The sequence below is a fragment of the Pedobacter flavus genome (assembly GCF_036324285.1).
GTDB classification, from domain to species: Bacteria; Bacteroidota; Bacteroidia; order Sphingobacteriales; family Sphingobacteriaceae; genus Pedobacter; species Pedobacter flavus.
The window spans coordinates 1,251,286-1,269,630 of record NZ_JAZDQU010000001.1 but is presented as its reverse complement, the minus strand read 5'-3'; the positions used below and the strand labels follow the sequence as shown (position 1 = coordinate 1,269,630).

Sequence of the window (18,345 nt, the reverse complement as noted above, 5' to 3'; positions counted from 1 at the left end):
AATTAATTCCTTCTGGCAAATTATTTTTGAAGTTTTTTCGAAGTTTTTTATAACTCGCTATTAGCTAGCTACATCTTTATTCTAACCCCCTACTTAACCCATAATTCAACCAAACGCTCAATCTCTTGCCCCTCTTCCTCCGAAGCGGAGTGCAAAGGTAAGAATTTTTACCCCCACTACAAATATTTTATAGGTTATTTTCTGCTATTTCCCCTAACTTGATGATGATCAACGAGAAAAATTTAAATGCCCCCAAGTTTATTCTATGTTATATTAAGGTTATATTATAATTATATACTATATAATACTTCCTGTCCACCTTAATAACTAGACAAATTCATAATAATAAATAATTAAGAAATATTTTAAATTAAAAAGATAATTTTATAAATTTGAGTTTGCATCCCTAATTTAATCTATTGATTATGGGAAACTTATGTAAAGATTGCCACGCACCACTCCGAGGAAGATCAGACAAAAAGTTCTGCAATGATGGCTGTAGAAGTAATTATCACAACCAACACAACACAGAAAAGCTTAAAGATATTGGACCTATTAATAAGATATTAAAAGCCAATTTGAAGTTATTGAATCAACTAAACCCCTATTCTAAAAGAATAATTCCAAAACAATTATTACTAGATGCAGGCGTAAATCTCAAATACCATACACATTTATACAAGCAAAAGGATGGCAAAGTGCTCAAATTTTGCTATCACCAAGGGTATATGGAGCTGGAAGATGAAAAGATTCAATTGATAAAAATGAAGTATTCTGATTTTTGATTGTACTTAGGAGACGGTAGAGAGTAGACAGTAGACAGTAGACGGTAGACAGTACTTAGTACAGACTACCAACTTTCTGACTTTCGGACTACCCAACTTTCCGACTTCCTGACTGCCGAATATTTAGTAGACAGTAGACAGTACTTAATACCGACTTTTCAACTATCTGACTTTCGGACTTTCTGACTCCCCGACTACCTATAGTATATACATTTAGGATGGGACCTACAAAAGATTTAAAATTGTTCAAATCGCTCCCAAAAACCATCAACTGGTAATTTAGCGAACAATTCTATCGGCTTGTTTTGAACGGGATGAATAAATTGCAGTTTACGTGCATGTAGGCAAATGCTGCCTTTTTTGCTTCCTCTAGGATATCCGTATTTGTTATCGCCCACTATCGGGCATCCCATGCTGGCCAACTGGACTCTAATCTGATGGGATCTGCCGGTAATAGGATTAACTTCTAATAAGTAAAACCCCTTTACTTCTCCTAATAATTTATAATTGAGTTCAGCGAACTGACTTCCGGGAACTTCCTTCGAGTAATGAGTTACAAAGTTTTTGCGTTGATCTTTAAATAACCAATGTTGTAAATTGCCATTTAAATGAGGAGGTTTGTTTTTTACAACCGCGAAATAGGTTTTCTGTGTTCTTCGATCTTTAAACTGTTTGTTCATCCTTTCTAAAGCCTTACTGGTTTTAGCAAAAAGAATAACTCCACTAACAGGCCTATCTAATCTGTGGATGACGCCTAAAAAGGCATTAGGCTTATTATATTTTCTTTCTAAAAATCTTTTGACTTGTTCATCCAATGGCTCATCTTGGGTTTCATCAACCTGAACTATATCGCCCGCACGCTTATTTATTGCGATTAGATGATTGTCTTCATAAATAACATCCGACTCTGTTATCACTATAATTTAATATTGTTCTTTTTCGTTTGGAAAATCTTGAGATTTAACGTCTTTAATATAAGATTGGGCAGCATTTAAAATACCATCATATAGGTTGATGTATTGACGCAAAAATCTTGGATGAAATCCTTTCGTTAATCCAATCATATCATTAACAACTAAAACTTGTCCGTCGCAATGTCCACCTGCACCAATACCAATGGTTGGGATAGCTAGTTTCTCTGAAACAATTTTTGCTAAGGCTGCTGGAATTTTCTCTAATACTAATGAAAAACATCCCGCTTCTTGCAATAATAAAGAATCCTGAATTAATTTTTCTGCCTCAGCTTCTTCTTTAGCTCTAACTGTATAGGTACCAAATTTATAAATAGACTGAGGGGTTAATCCCAAATGGCCCATAACTGGGATACCTGCTGCAATTATTCTAGAAACAGAATCAACGATTTCTGCACCGCCCTCAAGTTTAACACCATGAGCACCGCTTTCTTTCATGATTCGAATAGCGGAGTTTAACGCTTCTTTTGAATTACCTTGATAGGAACCGAATGGTAAATCTACTACTACAAAAGATCTTTTTATAGCTCTCACAACCGAACTGGCATGATAAATCATCTGATCTAAAGTAATTGGCAAAGTGGTTTCGTGACCAGCCATAACATTAGATGCAGAGTCGCCAACCAGCAAAACATCTAGTCCTGCATCATCTAAAATAGTGGCCATAGAATAATCGTATGCGGTTAACATTGCAATTTTCTCACCACGTTCTTTCATTTCTTGAAGGGTATGAGTAGTAACTCTTTTTACTTCTTTATGTACAGACATTTCTATATAGATTTAATCAACGCCCTAAAGGTATATCAATTTTGATTGAAATTTATATTAAGATTGCAATAATTTAAGAGTAATTTCTATCTTTGTATCCTGAAATGACGGTTTATCAGCATCATCCAAATGCCCCTCTAATTAAACGGAGATCTTATTCGAATATACCGTATTTATTCTATTTTATTTACTCAGTCAATTATTTTAAACGATGACACATTACACGAAGTTACCTGCAGTACTATTGCTTGCTGACGGAACAATATTTTATGGAAAAGCTGCTGGCAAAATTGGCACAACTACTGGTGAAATTTGTTTCAATACAGGTATGACGGGTTATCAGGAGGTTTTTACAGATCCTAGTTATTTCGGACAAATCATGGTTACAACCAATGTTCATATTGGCAATTATGGCATGCACAAAGACGAAATTGAGTCAGATTCAATTAAAATCGCAGGTTTAGTATGTAAGAACTATAATATCCTATACAGTAGAAAAGAGGCATTTGCTTCTATTCAGGATGTTTTTGAGGAAGAAAATATTGTAGGTATTTCAGATATCGATACAAGGGCATTGGTAAGACACATCAGAGACAAAGGCGCAATGAATGCGATAATTTCATCTGAAATAACTGATGTTAATGAGTTAATGAATAGGTTAAATGCTGTTCCATCAATGGATGGCTTAGAGTTATCGTCGGTGGTTTCTACTCAAGAACCTTATTTTTATGGCAACCCAGATGCTTCAATTAAAGTAGCCGCATTAGATTTAGGTATAAAAAAGAATATCTTAAGAAATTTTGATGATAGAGATATCTATGTTCAAGTATTCCCAGCAAAAACTTCGTACGAAACCATGAAAGCATGGGGAGCTGACGGTTATTTTATATCTAATGGCCCTGGTGATCCATCGGCAATGCCTTATGCAATTGAAACTGTTAAAAATATTTTAGCTGATAACAAACCTTTATTTGGTATTTGTTTAGGCCACCAGTTATTGGCAGAAGCGAATGGAATAGGTACAATGAAGATGTTTAACGGACATAGAGGATTAAATCACCCGGTTAAGAACATTATTAAAAACCATTGTGAAGTAACTTCTCAAAATCATGGTTTCGGAGTTATACCAGAAGAAGTTAAAAAATCTGAAAAAGTTGAAATTACCCATATCAATTTAAATGACCAATCTATAGAAGGTATTAGAGTTAAAGGAAAAAAAGCATTCTCGGTTCAATATCACCCAGAAAGTTCTCCTGGTCCACACGATAGCAGATATTTATTCGACGATTTTAAGGATGTAATTCTAGGAAAATTAGTTTGGTAAGACTCCAATTTGGAATAATTCTTTAGTATTCATAAGGATTTTATACTTTTAACCATGAATAAATCAGAAGTGATGATTGCCGTACAGGATCTTGTAAAAAAATACGATGATTTTAGCGCGGTGAATGGTTTAAATTTCGAAGTCTATAAAAATGAAATATTTGGATTATTAGGTCCAAATGGCGCGGGAAAAACAACAACTTTAGAGATTATTGAAACTTTAAGGCCTTTAACTTCAGGTAAGGTTACCGTTGCGGGGTTTGATGTAGAGAAAAATGAAAATGAAATTAAGCAATTAATTGGCGTTCAATTACAGGCTGCTGGTTATTATCCAAATCTGAATTTAACAGAATTGATCGAACTTTTTTCTGGTCTATATAATATTAAGGTAGATCCTCTGGAAATGCTGTCGAAAGTAAATTTGCAAGAAAAGGCAAAGGCTAAGTACAAAGAACTTTCTGGCGGACAAAAGCAACGTTTTTCTATCGCAACTACTTTAATAAATAATCCAACCATTGTTTTTCTAGATGAGCCGACAACCGGATTAGATCCACAAGCTCGAAGAAATCTTTGGGATTTAATTAAAGAGATTAGAGATGCTGGCACTACCATTGTTATTACAACCCATTATATGGATGAGGCCGAAGTGTTGTGTGACAGAGTAGCTTTCGTAGAAAAAGGAAAAATTATAGCCCTAGATACCCCAGATAAATTGATTGACGACTTAATAAAGTCTGGTTTTGAACGTAAAAAAGAAGTAAAAGCTGCCAATTTAGAAGATGTATTTATTTCCTTAACCGGGAAAGAATGGAGAGAGGGCTAAATTCATTATCATGATAAAAAAATATAACAATACCACTGCTACGCTAGCCCTTGCAAAAGCCAGTTTCAGATCTATTTTAAGAAGTCCATCTGCAGTAGTTTTTACCTTAGCATTTCCACTAATCTTCATATTGGTTTTTGGCTTTTTAAGCACTAACGGGGTGAAAATTGATTTAGCCATTGCGCCTACTTCAAATTTAGACAATCCTGTAATTAAGGCTTTAGAACAAAATTCGGTTGTTAGATTAATAAAGGATACTGATACAACTAACATAAACAGTGCCTTAACTAAAGGAAACTATGATGGGTTAATTGATGTTCAGTTGAATAAAGATTCTATTCCAAATTATATTACAAATATCACTTATACTACTGCTAGTCCAGATAAAACCAATATCCTTAAATCTCTCATACTTAACATCCAGCTGCAAGTAAACATGGCAAACCAAGTGCCTACTGTTACTGAAGTTAGAGAAACGATGTTAAAAAGCAGACCATATACAACTATTGATTTTATTTTACCTGGACAATTGGGGTTCTCATTATTAAGCACGGGTGTATTTGGAACGGCCTTTGTTTTCTTTAGCTTACGCCAAAATTTAGTGATAAAAAGATTTTTTGCAACCCCAGTCAGAAAATCAAGTATTGTACTTGGAGAAGGAATAGCTAGAATTGGTTTTGCTCTATTAGGTGCTTTAACCATTATTTTATTAGGCAATCTTTTCTTTGGATTTACTCTAGTTAATGGATATATAACGGTAATAAATATGCTCGTTTTATCCTTCTTGGGAGTTTTAGTATTTATGGGATTTGGTTTTGTAATTTCTGGAATTGCAAAAAGTGAAAGTACCATTCCTCCCATTTCTAACATCATCACTTTACCTCAATTTTTATTGTCAGGAACTTTTTTCTCAGTGAGTGTATTTCCAACCTGGTTACAATACATTAGCAAAGCGATGCCACTAACTTACTTAAATGATGCTATGCGAAAAGTGGCATTTGAGGGATTAAGTCTTTGGGACGTCCGTATTCAAATTCTAGTTTTATTGGTTTGGGGCGTTGTGGTTTATGGTGCAGCGGTAAAATTCTTTAAATGGGAATAATCTAATTTTTGTATATTGATTGAGTCATTTAATTTTATTAATATGATTGAATCAAATTATATTTCAAGCACCCAAAAGCAACTGGCGTATTATAAAATGCTAGCAGAAAAAGCGCTGGCACAAATTCCAGATCAAGGTATTTATTGGCAACCCAATTTTAACAGTAATAGTATTGGCGTATTATTCCAACATATCGAAGGAAATATGCTGAGCAGATTTACAGATTTTTTTGCCTCAGATGGAGAAAAAAGTTGGAGAAATAGAGATACAGAATTTGAACCTCAATTTTATACGCGAGCCCAACTGCTTCAAAAATGGGAAAACGCTTGGACTGTTTTTTTAGATATACTTCAAGAAAAAAATGCCGAAAAACTTCAAGATATTGTTTATATACGAAATGAAGGTCATACAGTTCTGGAAGCTATAAACAGGCAATTACCTCATTATGCATATCACATCGGACAAATTATTTACATTTCTAAACTTATCTTAAATGAAGACTGGAAATCGCTATCTATTCCAAAAGGCGCATCAAATGCATATAATGTAGAAAAATTCCAGTCCGAGAAAAAGATCAGCCATTATGTAGATGAGATAATGCGAAATGAACATAAAAACACTGATTAATAAGAAAATACAGAATAACTATTAAGTGGATTTAAATGTAATTAATCAGCTAAAAACCCTTTAATTACTTCAAAAATTGGCTATATTTGGAATATAAACGCGTTTATTATAATCTATATAATAAGCAGAAAAACTATAAAATATTTCGAAATGAGTTTAATTATTGATGTTCATGCCCGCCAGATTCTGGACTCAAGAGGCAACCCAACCATTGAAGTGGAAGTTATAACTGAAAACGGTAATATGGGACGTGCCGCAGTACCTAGCGGTGCGAGTACAGGAATGCACGAAGCTGTTGAATTAAGAGATGGCGATAAATCAGTTTATTTAGGAAAAGGCGTTTTGAACGCAGTGAATAATGTAAATGGCCCAATAGCTGAAGCTTTATTAGGTGTTGATGTTTTTGAACAAAATTTAATTGACAGTACATTAATCGATCTAGACGGCACAGAAAATAAAGGAAAACTAGGTGCAAATGCTATTTTGGGTGTATCTCTTGCCGTAGCTAAAGCAGCTGCTCAAGAAAGTAAGCAACCTTTATACAGATATATTGGTGGAGTAAATGCAAATACACTACCTATTCCGATGATGAATATTATTAATGGAGGATCTCACTCAGATGCCCCTATCGCGTTTCAGGAATTTATGATTATGCCAGTTGGTGCAGCTTCTTTTTCTGAAGCATTGAGATTGGGAACTGAAGTTTTTCATCATCTAAAAGCGATTTTACATGACAGAAATCTATCTACAGCAGTTGGTGATGAAGGTGGTTTTGCTCCAACTTTAGATGGAACTGAAGATGCAGCAGAAACGATTTTAAAAGCTATTGAAAGAGCTGGATATACACCAGGTAAAGATATTTGTCTTGCTTTAGATTGTGCATCTTCGGAATTCTACAAAGATGGAAAATACGATTATACAAAATTTGAAGGTGCAACTGGTGCCATAAGAAGTAGCGAAGAACAAGTAGCCTATTTAGCTGAGTTGGTAGAAAAATACCCAATTATTTCTATTGAAGATGGTATGGATGAAAACGATTGGAATGGCTGGAAAATGTTAACTGAGAAAATTGGAAATAAAGTACAATTAGTTGGCGACGATTTATTTGTGACTAATGTAAAAATGCTTCAAAAAGGTATTAACAACCATACTGCCAATTCCATTTTAGTAAAGGTAAACCAAATTGGTTCATTAACAGAAACAATTAATGCGGTAAGTTTAGCTCAAACAAATGGATATACATCTGTTATGAGTCACAGAAGTGGTGAAACTGAAGATACAACGATCGCTGATTTAGCTGTAGCATTAAACTGCGGCCAAATTAAAACAGGTTCTGCTTCTCGCTCTGATAGGATTGCTAAATACAATCAACTTCTTAGAATTGAAGAAGAATTAGGTGATGCAGCACGATTTATTGGCAAGGACTTTAAATACGCGATTAAATAGAAAATTGTTAAGAAGTTTATAAAATCTATTTCCTGAAAAACTATCGAATCTTTAATTTTCGATAGTTTTTCTTTTTATATTTGTTTATATGAGTAAATTATTACAGTTGTTCAAGAATAAATATTTTGTAACCACATTTGCTTTTGTTGTGTGGATGCTGTTTTTTGACAAGAACGATGTGCTCTCTCAATACGAATATAGATCGGAAGTAAAAAAACTGGAAACAGAAAAGGAGTTTTATTCACGTGAAATCGAGATCATTAAAAAAGATTTAAACGAGCTTGGCTCTAACCTAAATACGGCTGAGAAATTTGCGCGCGAAAAATATTTCATGAAAAAAGATAATGAAGATGTTTTTGTTATCATTAAAGAACAACCAAAAGCCGAATAATTTAGGTTAAATACTCCAATCCCACTTCTCCTCTTAAAAAAACCTATAGGATTTTATTGAAGATTTAATTTTTAACTTAAACAAACATCCAAAAAAAAAATGCATTTCCTTTTCAGAAAATGCACCTTAAAATATTCAATAAGTCTAAATAGCTTATATTAAAGCATTCCGCCATCTACTGGCAATACTTGTCCATTTACATAAGAACTCATATCTGAGCCTAAGAATACACAAACATCTGCAACTTCATCAGCTTCTCCAGCTCTTTTTAAAGGTATATTTGCAGCCCATCCCTCGACAACTTTTGGATCTAAAACATCGGTCATTTCAGTTCTAATAAATCCTGGCGCAACCACATTAGTTCTAATATTTCTTGAGCCCAATTCTTTTGCAATTGATTTAGAGAAACCAATTATCCCAGCTTTAGATGCCGCATAGTTGGCTTGACCAGCATTTCCTTGTACACCCACTACAGAACTCATATTGATGAAAGAACCCTTTTTATTTTTCATCATTATTTTAGAAGCCGCTTTAGTTACATTAAAAATAGATTTTAAGTTAACTTCTAATACATCATCCCAATTCTCTTCACTCATTCTCATCAATAAACCATCTTTGGTAATACCCGCATTGTTTACTACAATATCAATGGTACCAAATTCTGCTACTATATCATTAATAAGTTGTTCTGCTTGGTCAAATTTTGAAGCATCTGATCGGTAACCTTTTACTTTGGTTCCTGCAGATTGTAATTCTTGTTCTAACGCTAAACCTTTTTCTACAGATGATAAATATGTAAATGCAACATTTGCTCCGTGTGCTACAAACTTCTCAGCTATCTTTCTTCCAATTCCTTTAGATGCTCCGGTTATTAATGCTGTTTTTCCTTCTAATAATTTCATGTGTTTATTTTTATAAAACGAAAATACAGATATCTGATGAAAATCAAAATTATCTGCTTTTCGTAAAGTTATTAATTGTTATGCAGGCTCTTGTTGACTTAAACAATGCCAGCTACCTAATCCCCATATTACATCTACTGAATTAATACCAATAACTGGACGATCAGGGAAACATTTTTGTAATATATCTAAGGCGATTTGATCATTTACATCATCAAATACCGGTACAATTACCGCAGCATTGGCAATATAAAAGTTGGCATATGATGCAGGAAGTCGTGTATCTTCATATATAACAGGAGATGGCATAGGTAATTCAACAATATTAAGTTTCCTTCCATCTTCTAAAGTCATTGACTTTAATGTCTCTAAATTTTCTTGTAATAATTGATAGTTCTCGTCTAATGGATTACTTTCTACTACAGTAACTACCGTATCTTCATTAACAAAACGGGTAATATCATCAATATGTCCATCAGTATCATCGCCCACTATTCCATCACCTAACCAAAGAATTTTAGAGACGCCATAATAATTTTTTAGATAAGCCTCAATTTCTGCTTGCGTTAAATTTGGATTTCTATTTTCGTTTAATAAGCAAGCGGTAGTTGTTAATAGAGTTCCGTTTCCATTAAACTCAACCGATCCACCTTCCATAATTATTCCGGGATGAAAAACTGGGATATTAAAATGATTACCAATTTTTGTAGGGACTACATCGTCTAAATCGTAAGGAGGATATTTATCGCCCCATGCATTATAGCCCCAATCTACAATTACCTTTCTGTCTTTGGCGTTTTCATTTATTAAAAATGCAGGTCCATGATCTCTACACCAAGCATCGTTAGTTTCGTTAAAATAAAATTCGATATTTTCTAAAACAGCATCAGTTTGTGTAATGTGCGATAATGCTAAAGTTTTCATAGCTTCATCTCTTACATTGATACGAACTTTTTCTCCTTTAGATATAGCAGCAATAAACTGACTATAAGGCTTGTATACGGTTTCTAATTTTCCAGGCCAAGAAGCCTCTTTATGTGGCCAGCTTAACCAAGTAGCTTCGTGTTTTGCCCATTCTGCAGGAAAGGTATATCCTAATTGTGCTGGTGTATTTGAAGTATTCATTTTATGTTAACAGTAGTTGCTGCAAAGATAGTAAAAGACGGGGAAGACGGAAAAGTCAGGGAAGATGGAAAGACGATGAAGACGGAAAGACGGAAAGACGGGAAAGTTGGAAAGTCAATAAAGACAAGAATATTTGCTCTTCCGCCCTTTCAAATTCTCTACCTATCCGCCTCTCGAACTTCTTGACTCTCGTACTCTTAGGCTACCAGGCTTTCGGACTTTCGGACTTCCGGACTTCCGGACTTCCGAATATTTAATACACAGTAGACTGTAGACAGTACTTAGTACCGATTTTCCGACTTCCGGTCTTCAGGTCTTCCTGACTTCCGGACTATCAGACTATCGGTCTTTCGGACTCCCAGACTCTAAAACTTTAATCAGCCCATTAATCATTACAAGTACTTCTTCACACTTCTTATAAAGACTTATAAATTGAGATTCATTAATATAATTTCTTTCTTTTGCGAGGAACAGGCACCCAACAGTTTCTATTGTAGATCGAAGGGAATAGCGTAAAAATCTAACAAATTCTTTATTGCTTTGACCAGTACTTCCTTCAGCAATATTTAATGTAATTGAATTAGCAGCTCTCCTAATTTGAGGATTCAACACATAAGCTTCATCTTTTGGGAATCTTAGTGCTAAATAATGGATATCATTGGCTAAAATCATCGATTTCTGCCAGACTTTGAGGTTTTGAAATTTAAATGCCATTCCTAATATGTTTAATAATTAGGGATGATGTATGTGTAAATATACTGAAAAATTTTAATGCTTATGAGGGGAAGACGGGGAAGTCAGGAAAGACGGGAATGACGGAAAAGTCAGGAAAGTCAGCAAAGTTAGCAAAGTTAGCAAAGTTGGGAAGACGGGGAAGACGGAAAGACGGAAAGACGGGAAAGTTGGAAAGTTGGAAAGTCAATAAAGACAAGAATATTAGCTCTTCCGGTCTTTCGAACGGCTCCACCTATCTGCCTCTCGAACTTCCTGACTCTCGTACTCTTAGGCTCCCAGACTTCCGGTCTTCCGGACTTCCGGACTATCAGACTTTCGGACTCCCAGACTACCAGACTTCCTCATTCCTCATCAATAAACCTTTTCGTAATTGGCTGATAAGTCTCTATTCTTCTATCTCTTAAAAATGGCCAATGCTTACGGATATAATCGCTTTGCGCCAAATCTATATCTACAACTTCTGTTTCTTCTTGATCATGGGAAGCTAAGTACAAAATTTTTCCTTGTGCATTTGTAGCAAAACTTCCTCCCCAGAACTTCATTGCTCCATTTTGCTCAAAACCTACTCTATTCACACTAACTACAGGTAATCCATTTGCTACTGAGTGTGAGCGCTGAATAGTTTGCCAAGCATTATATTGATCAGCATTAGTTTCTTCGTCTTGATCGGTTGCCCATCCTATTGCTGTTGGGTAAAATAATATATCAGCTCCCATTAAGGCAGTAATTCTTGAAGCTTCTGGATACCATTGATCCCAGCAAATTAAAACTCCAATGGTAGCAAATTTGGTTTTAAAAACTTTATAACCTAAATCACCAGGAGTGAAATAAAACTTCTCGTAATAAGCAGGATCATCAGGAATATGCATTTTTCTATATTTCCCTAAATAACTTCCATCAGCATCTAAAATAGCTGTTGTATTATGATATAACCCTTGAGCTCTTTTCTCGAATAAAGATGCAATAATTACCACACCTAATTCTTTGGCAACAGCCGATAATGCATCGGTAGATGGCCCTGGAATAGATTCTGCAAGGTCGAAATTATCATAATCTTCAACATCGCAAAAATATAAAGAAGTGAAAAGCTCTTGTAAGCAAACAATTTGGGCACCTTTTGCAGCTGCTTCTTTTACTTTTACAATTGCTTTTTCTAAATTTTCTTGTTTGCTAGCAGTGCAACTCATTTGCACCATACCTACTTTAACCTTGCTCATATTTTACAACTTAGTTCTAAAGGCACTATTTAAAGATACCCCTTTTAAATACAAACACAAAGTTAGCAAAAAGGAATGAGCACAGCACAGATAAGTGCTTATAAATATAGAACCATATAAAAAACAAAAAAGCTTAATTCAATTGAATTAAGCTTTTCCAAATTTTAAAATTAACTATTGATACACAAAATTTAGTCCACCACCTGTATCTGCAGCACGCTTAGTTAGAGGAAAATCAGCTTGATTATATTCGTAATTATATTTAATCGTTAACCCTGGCCTAATTACTTCTGTTACATTATTTTCGAAAAACTCTCCATTGTTCATATAAAACAAAAAGAAAGGGGCATTGGTGTATGGGTTCTTCTTAGAATCGTATTTATATTGAATAGTAGATGTACTAAATGTGTAATTATTAAATTCTTTTATACTACTAGGATTTTTAGCACTTCCTTCATAAATGTATTCAAGAGAAGCATCGTCATTGGTGCTCGATGCAACTCTACCATTCGCATCATAAGTAAAATAATAAGTTTTAGAATTTGGCCCTTCTACCTTCTTCGATTCAATAATTTTCCCGGTTGCGTCGTATTTAAATTCCCACGTAACTGCGGTATTATTTGGTGCAAGCGTACCTTCTATCTTACTAACTCTACCGTTAGAAGCTTCAATTTTATTATAAGTATACCAAATTGTTCCATCAGTCTTATATAATTTCACTTCCTTAATATCGTTTCCTGCGAAGATAAGTTCAGTAGTTGTGGTTGCTGTCTTAGTGTTATTGTTCCAATACTGAACTTTTGACAATATTTTACCATTGTTTTTAGAAGTATCAATTTCTTCTAAGAGTTGGTCCTTTGTGCAGGCAGAAAACAGACCAACCAATACAGATAAGATTACTAATTTCTTCATTTCCTTTTTTTAGGCTAAAATAGTCTAGACAAAAAAGCACATCAATACGCAAAACTTCCTATCTACGAAAAAAGCCTGATTTAAAATTAAATCAGGCTTTAAATAGTATGTTTTGTTTATTTGGGTTCTATCCCGAACAACTGATACATCCTTCTTCCATAGTACAAACTGGGCCAGTTGGAATTTCATCAGCCACTTGTTCTACATGCTCTGGAATAACTGCTTCAATAGCTTTACCAGCTTGATTTTCTACGGTAAACTTCACGGCTTGAGAAGCGGCTTGAGTTCTTAGGTAGTACATACCTGTTTTTAAACCTTTCTTCCAAGCATAGAAATGCATTGACGTTAATTTTGATGTATTCGGAGCGTTTATAAATAAGTTTAGAGATTGAGATTGACAGATATAGGCACCTCTATCGGCAGCCATATCAATAATGTTTCTCATTTTAATTTCCCAAACTGTTTTGTACAATTCTTTGATATAATCAGGAATTTCAGGAATATTTTGAATTGAGCCATTCGCTAAAATGATTCTATCTTTCATATTGTTATTCCATAATCCTAATGCCACTAAATCTTTCAATAAATGTTTGTTTACAACAATAAACTCACCACTTAATACACGGCGTGTATAGATATTAGAAGTATAAGGTTCAAAACATTCATTATTTCCTAATATTTGAGAAGTAGAAGCGGTTGGCATAGGTGCTACTAATAGTGAGTTATAAACACCGTTTTTAACTACTTCTTTACGTAAACCTTCCCAATCCCATCTACCACTATCTGGGGTAACATTCCATAAATCGAACTGGAATTTACCTTTAGATAAAGGAGAGCCTTTAAAAGTTTTATAAGGACCATGTTTAATTGCTAAATCCTTAGAAGCTGTCATTGAAGCAAAATAAATAGTCTCAAAAATATCCTTATTCAATTGTTTAGCTGCATCACTTTCAAAAGGCATTCTTAATAAAATGAATGCATCAGCCAAACCTTGAACACCTAAACCTACTGGCCTATGACGCATATTTGAGTTTCTAGCTTCTTCAACTGGATAATAATTATGATCAATAATTTTATTCAGATTTAAAGTAGCCTGATAAGTTACTTCATATAATTTTTGATGGTCAAACTCACCATTAATTACAAACCTAGGTAAGGCTAATGAAGCAAGGTTACATACTGCCACTTCATCTTTTGAAGTATATTCGATAATTTCAGTACAAAGGTTAGAACTTTTTATGGTACCTAAATTTTGCTGATTTGATTTGCTATTAGCAGCATCTTTATACAACAAATAAGGTGTTCCAGTCTCAATTTGAGCATCTAAAATAGCGAACCATAATTCTTGTGCTTTAATTGTTTTTCTAGCTTTTCCTTCTTTTTCGTAGCGTTCATATAGAGCGTCAAATTCTGCACCATAACAATCTGCTAATCCAGGTGCTTCATTCGGGCAAAACAAACTCCATTCCCCATTTTCTTCTACCCTACGCATAAATAAGTCACAAACCCATAGCGCATAGAATAAATCGCGGGCACGCATTTCTTCCTTACCGTGATTTTTTCTTAAATCTAAAAAGCTAAAAATATCTGCATGCCAAGGCTCCAAATAAATTGCGAAAGCACCTTTTCTCTTACCTCCACCTTGATCTACATAGCGAGCTGTATCGTTAAACACTTTAAGCATTGGGATAATACCATTACTTGTTCCGTTGGTACCACCAATATAAGAACCTGTTGCTCTAATATTATGAATACTTAATCCTATACCACCTGCACTTTGAGATATTTTTGCTGTTTGTTTTAATGTATCGTAAATACCTTCAATACTATCATCTTGCATAGTTAATAGGAAACAAGACGACATTTGAGGCTTTGGAGTTGCCGCATTAAATAATGTTGGCGTAGCATGAGTAAACCAACGTTCGCTCATTAAATTATAAGTTTTAATTGCACTTTCGATATCTTCCTTGTGGATACCTACCGAAACACGCATAAATAAATGCTGAGGACGCTCTACAATTTTTCCATCAACCTTTAACAAATAAGATTTCTCTAGTGTTTTAAATCCGAAATAATCGAATCCAAAATCTCTATCATAAATAATAGAACTATCTAAGATATCTGCATTTTGTTTTATGATTTCGTAAACATCTTCTGCAATTAGAGAAGCATTTTTTTCTGTTTTCGGATCAACATAATTAAACAACATTTCCATCGTCTTAGAAAACGATTTGATGGTGTTCTTATGCAAATTTGAAACTGCAATTCGAGATGCTAATAATGCATAATCTGGATGCTTTGTGGTTAATGATGCAGCTGTTTCTGCAGCAAGATTATCAAGCTCTGAAGTTGATACCCCATCGTACAAACCTTCAATAACTTTCTTAGCAACATCAATTGGATCAACCAATTCTGCATTAAATCCGTAGCATAATTTCTCAATTCGAGCGGTAATTTTGTCGAATTGAACCGCTTCTTTGCGGCCGTCTCTTTTTAGTACAAACATATAATATCTCGCATTTAATTATGATTTAAGTCCTATTCTTAAATCACGAAGTTTAGTTTAGTTTAGGTATTCTTATTGGTATAGTTTAAAAATCCTCATCTAATGAGAAAGCTTGGGCTTTATCTTCTGTTGAGGTAAGTACACCACTCTTTTGATAATCTCCAACTCGTTTCTCGAAGAAATTGGTCTTACCTTGTAATGAAATCATTTCCATAAAATCAAATGGATTGGTTGCATTATAAATCTTAGCATAGCCTAACTCAGTTAACCATCTGTCGGCCACAAACTCAATATATTGACTCATTAACTTTGCATTCATACCAATTAAAGCAACTGGTAATGCATCGGTAATAAATTCTTTTTCTATTTCAACTGCGTCACGAATAATTCCATGCACTGCTTCTTGAGGCAATCTGTTCTTTAACATTTTGTACAATAAACAAGCAAATTCGCAATGCATTCCTTCATCTCTAGAGATTAATTCATTACTGAATGTTAGTCCAGGCATTAACCCACGTTTTTTCAACCAAAAAATTGAACAAAAACTTCCGCTAAAGAAAATTCCCTCAACCGCAGCAAATGCAACTAAACGTTCTGCGAAACTTCCATTCTCAATCCACCTTAATGCCCATTGTGCTTTTTTACCAACACATGGAACCGTTTCTATAGCATTAAACAGTCTGTTTTTTTCTTCAGGATCTTTAACATAAGTATCAATTAATAAAGCATATGTCTCAGAGTGAATATTTTCCATCATAATTTGGAAACCATAAAAACATCGAGCTTCTGGTAATTGAACTTCGCTCATGAAGTTCACAGCTAAATTTTCATTCACAATACCATCACTGGCCGCAAAAAACGCCAAAATATGAGAAATGAAATGCTTTTCTCCACTGTTTAAGTTTTCCCAATGTTTTAAATCGTCCGATAAATCGATTTCCTCGGCTGTCCAAAAACTGGCTTCCGACTTTTTATACATCTCCCAGATCTCTGGATATTTAATCGGGAGTAATACAAATCTATCTTTGTTTTCTTTTAGCAATAATTCATCTTCTTCTTTCATCGCATCTAATTTTTATGGGTTTTAAAAAACATACTTAAAATTCATAAAAAATTCAGCTACTATCTAATAAATCTACCAAGAGAGTTATGACATTAGTTACTTAATACTAAATCTTTATAAAATTTTTTCGAGTGTTTTCTTAAAAGAACTTTCTTATAACAAATATAAAAATCAGAGACTTGGAAGCCTATTAAAGTTGTTAACAATTTCCAAAATCCGAATCCAATCTCCCGATTTTTGAGTCCAATTTCTATCAAAAAAAAAGGTAATTATTTCGATTTAAGGAATTAAGGAAAAAATATAGGTGTTAATAAGTTTTATTTTAGAACTCAATTTTTATTACAAATTGCCATTTCAGAAATTAACAACTTAATATTCAAATCAACCCTAAAACACATTAAAAAGTTGATTTTCAATAAATTAATTAAAATAAAAAAAGAATGCTAAAGGCTAATTCTCAGAAAGTAAATTGACTTATTTACAAGCTAAATATCTTTAGGCAAAATATAAAATATTTCAACCTTTGCTACGCCAGATTTATACATACCTATGTTACGAGCTGCCTGTTCACTAAGATCTATTCCAAATTTTTTGGAATGAGGCCCTCTATCATTTATGGTGACTTCCACGGTTTTACCGTTGGTCAAATTTTTTACCAATACTTTTGTCCCAAACGGCAAAGTTAGATGAGCAGCTGTTAATAATTTAGCTCTATATTTTGCCCCGCTTGTAGTTTTTCTGCCCTCAAATTTTTTATGATAAAATGTCGCATAAGTGGTTTTGTAGCAAGAGTCTATAGCCAAGCTATCGCCTGTTTGCGCAAACAATTCTGCCGTGAAAAAAATTAAAAATATCGTTAAAAAATTCTTGATCATACGTGTTTTTACGCTGGTTCAATATTAAAGATATTAAAATCCAATGAAGTTCTCGATGAATTAATTTTAAAGAAAGCAAAATTTCCAAAATTATTCTTCGAAATTACCGCTCGAAAAAATTTATGTTAGATTAAGATAATCAAACAGTTATTTTTTGTCGGCCACAAAATTCATAGAAAGTGAATTTACACAATGACGAGTGTTCTTGGCTGTAAATCCTTCGCCTTCAAAAACATGTCCCAAATGCCCATTACATTTAGCACATACAATTTCTGTCCTTCTACCATCTAAATCTGGTAACCTTAAAACTGCTCCTTTTATCTCATCATCAAAACTTGGCCAACCACAGAAAGATTCAAATTTAGTTTCAGATCTATATAAAGGCGCATTACAGCGTTTGCATGTATAAGTTCCCTTTTCCTTGTTGTCTAACAATTTGCCGGTATACGGCATCTCAGTGCCCTTATTTACGATAATAGCTTCCTCTTCCTTGGTTAATTTATTCCATTCCATCTTTTGTTTCGATTTTGAGTTTGTTGATTTATTCTTATCCTGTGCACATGATGTTAAGTGAGCTAGCACTAAAAACAATGCCATTAAGAACGAAATTTTTGAAGTCCGACGCATAATGTAATCCATTAATTAGAGTTGGTAATATCCAAAAATATAAAAATACAAACCTAAAGAATACATATAATTGTAAAAATACACGTTTAAACTGCATAAAAAAACCCCTTCCAATAAATATTAGAAGGGGTTATATTTTAGTGTAAA

18 protein-coding genes are annotated in these 18,345 nt (G+C 34.0%); 7 read left to right on the top strand and 11 right to left on the bottom strand.

Translation table 11 applies throughout. From position 1 onward, the window contains the following. Nucleotides 1-425: 425 nt before the first annotated feature. Nucleotides 426-785, top strand: coding sequence for a hypothetical protein (locus VRU49_RS05920; RefSeq protein ID WP_330145862.1), 360 nt, complete (start codon nucleotides 426-428; stop codon nucleotides 783-785). A gap of 236 nt (nucleotides 786-1,021) precedes the next feature. Here the strand turns inward: VRU49_RS05920 and VRU49_RS05915 are convergent, their stop codons facing one another. Together VRU49_RS05915 and panB are read right to left on the bottom strand one after the other, a co-directional pair. Beyond that, complete coding sequence (locus VRU49_RS05915; RefSeq protein ID WP_330145879.1) at nucleotides 1,022-1,705, bottom strand: RluA family pseudouridine synthase; 684 nt, start codon at nucleotides 1,703-1,705, stop codon at nucleotides 1,022-1,024. 3 nt (nucleotides 1,706-1,708) lie between these two features. After that, the gene (gene panB / locus VRU49_RS05910; protein ID WP_330145861.1) at nucleotides 1,709-2,524 is read right to left on the bottom strand and encodes a 3-methyl-2-oxobutanoate hydroxymethyltransferase; all 816 of its coding nucleotides are present in this window, start codon (nucleotides 2,522-2,524) and stop codon (nucleotides 1,709-1,711) included. A gap of 211 nt (nucleotides 2,525-2,735) precedes the next feature. Here panB and carA point away from each other — a divergent pair, with 211 nt between their 5' ends. From carA to VRU49_RS05880, 6 genes are all read left to right on the top strand, one after another. Further along, complete coding sequence (gene carA / locus VRU49_RS05905) at nucleotides 2,736-3,848, top strand: glutamine-hydrolyzing carbamoyl-phosphate synthase small subunit (RefSeq protein ID WP_330145860.1); 1,113 nt, start codon at nucleotides 2,736-2,738, stop codon at nucleotides 3,846-3,848. 54 nt (nucleotides 3,849-3,902) lie between these two features. Beyond that, nucleotides 3,903-4,670 carry an ABC transporter ATP-binding protein gene (locus VRU49_RS05900; RefSeq protein ID WP_330145859.1) on the top strand — a complete coding sequence of 256 codons (768 nt, stop codon included), beginning with the start codon at nucleotides 3,903-3,905 and terminating at the stop codon, nucleotides 4,668-4,670. Between the two features lie 10 nt (nucleotides 4,671-4,680). Beyond that, entirely contained in the window at nucleotides 4,681-5,772 is a 1,092-nt protein-coding gene (locus tag VRU49_RS05895; protein WP_330145858.1) for an ABC transporter permease, read from the top strand. Between the two features lie 42 nt (nucleotides 5,773-5,814). Next, complete coding sequence (locus VRU49_RS05890; protein WP_330145857.1) at nucleotides 5,815-6,399, top strand: DUF1572 family protein; 585 nt, start codon at nucleotides 5,815-5,817, stop codon at nucleotides 6,397-6,399. Between the two features lie 150 nt (nucleotides 6,400-6,549). After that, nucleotides 6,550-7,845, top strand: coding sequence for a phosphopyruvate hydratase (gene eno, locus VRU49_RS05885; RefSeq protein WP_330145856.1), 1,296 nt, complete (start codon nucleotides 6,550-6,552; stop codon nucleotides 7,843-7,845). Nucleotides 7,846-7,933: 88 nt separating this feature from the next. Next, a complete protein-coding gene (locus VRU49_RS05880; RefSeq protein ID WP_330145855.1) occupies nucleotides 7,934-8,236 on the top strand; it encodes an FtsB family cell division protein in 303 nt (100 codons plus the stop codon). 158 nt (nucleotides 8,237-8,394) lie between these two features. Here the strand turns inward: VRU49_RS05880 and fabG are convergent, their stop codons facing one another. The 9 genes from fabG to VRU49_RS05835 form a co-directional block, all read right to left on the bottom strand. After that, a complete protein-coding gene (gene fabG, locus VRU49_RS05875) occupies nucleotides 8,395-9,138 on the bottom strand; it encodes a 3-oxoacyl-[acyl-carrier-protein] reductase (RefSeq protein WP_330145854.1) in 744 nt (247 codons plus the stop codon). Between the two features lie 78 nt (nucleotides 9,139-9,216). After that, nucleotides 9,217-10,263, bottom strand: coding sequence for an agmatine deiminase family protein (locus tag VRU49_RS05870; protein ID WP_330145853.1), 1,047 nt, complete (start codon nucleotides 10,261-10,263; stop codon nucleotides 9,217-9,219). 339 nt (nucleotides 10,264-10,602) lie between these two features. Further along, entirely contained in the window at nucleotides 10,603-10,977 is a 375-nt protein-coding gene (locus VRU49_RS05865; RefSeq protein ID WP_330145852.1) for a four helix bundle protein, read from the bottom strand. A gap of 362 nt (nucleotides 10,978-11,339) precedes the next feature. Then, complete coding sequence (locus tag VRU49_RS05860; RefSeq protein WP_330145851.1) at nucleotides 11,340-12,215, bottom strand: carbon-nitrogen hydrolase; 876 nt, start codon at nucleotides 12,213-12,215, stop codon at nucleotides 11,340-11,342. Between the two features lie 174 nt (nucleotides 12,216-12,389). Beyond that, entirely contained in the window at nucleotides 12,390-13,127 is a 738-nt protein-coding gene (locus tag VRU49_RS05855) for an RHS repeat domain-containing protein (protein WP_330145850.1), read from the bottom strand. A gap of 127 nt (nucleotides 13,128-13,254) precedes the next feature. Continuing rightward, on the bottom strand, nucleotides 13,255-15,633 hold the full coding sequence (locus tag VRU49_RS05850) for a ribonucleoside-diphosphate reductase subunit alpha (protein ID WP_330145849.1): 2,379 nt from the start codon (nucleotides 15,631-15,633) through the stop codon (nucleotides 13,255-13,257). Between the two features lie 85 nt (nucleotides 15,634-15,718). Continuing rightward, complete coding sequence (locus tag VRU49_RS05845; RefSeq protein ID WP_330145848.1) at nucleotides 15,719-16,696, bottom strand: ribonucleoside-diphosphate reductase small subunit; 978 nt, start codon at nucleotides 16,694-16,696, stop codon at nucleotides 15,719-15,721. Nucleotides 16,697-17,181: 485 nt separating this feature from the next. Then, nucleotides 17,182-17,571 (bottom strand): septal ring lytic transglycosylase RlpA family protein, encoded by a 390-nt coding sequence (locus tag VRU49_RS05840; protein WP_330145847.1) that lies wholly within the window; start codon nucleotides 17,569-17,571, stop codon nucleotides 17,182-17,184. A gap of 147 nt (nucleotides 17,572-17,718) precedes the next feature. Beyond that, nucleotides 17,719-18,198, bottom strand: coding sequence for a methionine-R-sulfoxide reductase (locus tag VRU49_RS05835; RefSeq protein ID WP_431311599.1), 480 nt, complete (start codon nucleotides 18,196-18,198; stop codon nucleotides 17,719-17,721). Nucleotides 18,199-18,345: the final 147 nt, after the last annotated feature.

Excerpts from the sequence above, each read along its gene's own strand:
- VRU49_RS05920 (WP_330145862.1), top strand. The coding sequence starts at position 426 with ATGGGAAACTTATGTAAAGATTGCCACGCACCACTCCGAGGAAGATCA.
- panB (WP_330145861.1), bottom strand. The coding sequence starts at position 2,524 with ATGTCTGTACATAAAGAAGTAAAAAGAGTTACTACTCATACCCTTCAA.
- carA (WP_330145860.1), top strand. The coding sequence starts at position 2,736 with ATGACACATTACACGAAGTTACCTGCAGTACTATTGCTTGCTGACGGA.
- VRU49_RS05900 (WP_330145859.1), top strand. The coding sequence starts at position 3,903 with ATGAATAAATCAGAAGTGATGATTGCCGTACAGGATCTTGTAAAAAAA.
- VRU49_RS05895 (WP_330145858.1), top strand. The coding sequence starts at position 4,681 with ATGATAAAAAAATATAACAATACCACTGCTACGCTAGCCCTTGCAAAA.
- VRU49_RS05890 (WP_330145857.1), top strand. The coding sequence starts at position 5,815 with ATGATTGAATCAAATTATATTTCAAGCACCCAAAAGCAACTGGCGTAT.
- eno (WP_330145856.1), top strand. The coding sequence starts at position 6,550 with ATGAGTTTAATTATTGATGTTCATGCCCGCCAGATTCTGGACTCAAGA.
- VRU49_RS05880 (WP_330145855.1), top strand. The coding sequence starts at position 7,934 with ATGAGTAAATTATTACAGTTGTTCAAGAATAAATATTTTGTAACCACA.
- fabG (WP_330145854.1), bottom strand. The coding sequence starts at position 9,138 with ATGAAATTATTAGAAGGAAAAACAGCATTAATAACCGGAGCATCTAAA.
- VRU49_RS05870 (WP_330145853.1), bottom strand. The coding sequence starts at position 10,263 with ATGAATACTTCAAATACACCAGCACAATTAGGATATACCTTTCCTGCA.
- VRU49_RS05865 (WP_330145852.1), bottom strand. The coding sequence starts at position 10,977 with ATGGCATTTAAATTTCAAAACCTCAAAGTCTGGCAGAAATCGATGATT.
- VRU49_RS05860 (WP_330145851.1), bottom strand. The coding sequence starts at position 12,215 with ATGAGCAAGGTTAAAGTAGGTATGGTGCAAATGAGTTGCACTGCTAGC.
- VRU49_RS05855 (WP_330145850.1), bottom strand. The coding sequence starts at position 13,127 with ATGAAGAAATTAGTAATCTTATCTGTATTGGTTGGTCTGTTTTCTGCC.
- VRU49_RS05850 (WP_330145849.1), bottom strand. The coding sequence starts at position 15,633 with ATGTTTGTACTAAAAAGAGACGGCCGCAAAGAAGCGGTTCAATTCGAC.
- VRU49_RS05845 (WP_330145848.1), bottom strand. The coding sequence starts at position 16,696 with ATGAAAGAAGAAGATGAATTATTGCTAAAAGAAAACAAAGATAGATTT.
- VRU49_RS05840 (WP_330145847.1), bottom strand. The coding sequence starts at position 17,571 with ATGATCAAGAATTTTTTAACGATATTTTTAATTTTTTTCACGGCAGAA.
- VRU49_RS05835 (WP_431311599.1), bottom strand. The coding sequence starts at position 18,198 with ATGCGTCGGACTTCAAAAATTTCGTTCTTAATGGCATTGTTTTTAGTG.